This window comes from Benzoatithermus flavus, assembly GCF_037908215.1.
Taxonomy (GTDB): domain Bacteria; phylum Pseudomonadota; class Alphaproteobacteria; order Geminicoccales; family Geminicoccaceae; genus Benzoatithermus; species Benzoatithermus flavus.
The window spans coordinates 1-1,219 of record NZ_JBBLZC010000067.1; the positions used below are offsets into that span (position 1 = coordinate 1).

The 1,219-nt window shown below is 46.0% G+C and carries 1 pseudogene; it reads right to left on the minus strand.

Annotated features, from left to right (window positions below):
• Nucleotides 1–77 precede the first annotated feature (77 nt).
• Nucleotides 78–955: pseudogene (locus U1T56_RS24070) on the minus strand (IS982 family transposase).
• Between the last annotated feature and the right edge of the window lie 264 nt (nucleotides 956–1,219).

The window sequence follows — 1,219 nt, forward strand, 5'->3', positions numbered from 1 at the left end:
ATTGAGGCATATGCCAAAAAAGTGGACGTGATGTGTCCGATATACACGTTTATTTAACCCGTGGTGCTAGTTGAGCTTTAGCGCTCAACTAGCCCAAGTGTAACCAGGGAATAAGCTAACAATATACCGTCTAGTGCCACTTCAAATCCGATAATCGAATTGGCTCGGATCCCCGTGATGCGATAGTGGTCAACCAGAACCGAGAACACCGTCTCGATCACTTTGCGTTTTTGTTGGATCCACTGCTCCCATGTCTCAGACGCACGATGTTTCTGGTTTTTTCGAGACGGAGTCCAAAGCGCCATTTGGTATTCTTCGTACAGCCTTTTTTGCAAGTCACGGCTAATGAATCCTTTGTCCCCGAAGTTATACGGGTGGGGAATTTGGGTCATCACGCTTTCGGCTGCGATTCGATCGTGGCAAGATGCTTCCGTCACCACATACCCCATTGGCAGCCCTTGATCGGTCACTTGAAGGTGCAGCTTCAACCCGTAGTACCATTGCTTTTTGGAAGCGCAATACCCGATGTCGACGATCTCTTGAAACCGTTTGACGCGATGCATTCTTGCGGTATGGCACAACGGGAGCGGCAAGCTGTCGACGACGGCATAGCATGATGTTGGCCGCGTTTTGCCAGCTCATGACGGATCCATTTGATGGCGAAGCCAAGCGCCCGGCAGCGGCGGTTATACCGGGAGCGTTCAAGAAACGAGCCGTTTGTGAACAAATTTCCCGTGACAAAACGATGCCATGCCCGTTCGGATGTAAAACCGAGCAGCTTTCCTAAAAGATGAATGGCGATGATGACAGCGTCCTCTTGCTTGAACAAATGGCGATTTCGACGATGAAGATGCACCTGAATGCATGAAAGTTGAGCAGAAACAAAAACGAAAATGGCGGCATATTGCTTTTGAATCTTGGCTCGATCTGTAGTAAAATGAAAGTGCTCTTGCATAGGGATCCTCCTTTTTTAATGGTTGGTTGCACTTTCATTTTAAGGGGATCCTCATGCAAGGGCTATTTTTATGCTTGTTTGAGTTTATCTAGCACCACGGGTATACTGCTATTTTCTCTGAAAAGAATATAATCTCTCCAAGTTTCTTACATAAAGAGTACCATTTTTATCTATTGCTAAATCCCAAGCATTATGATCAAGCAAAATAGTTACTTTCATAGTAGAGGGATCAACTTCAAAAAGCTTCCCTTCAACAGTACCGTA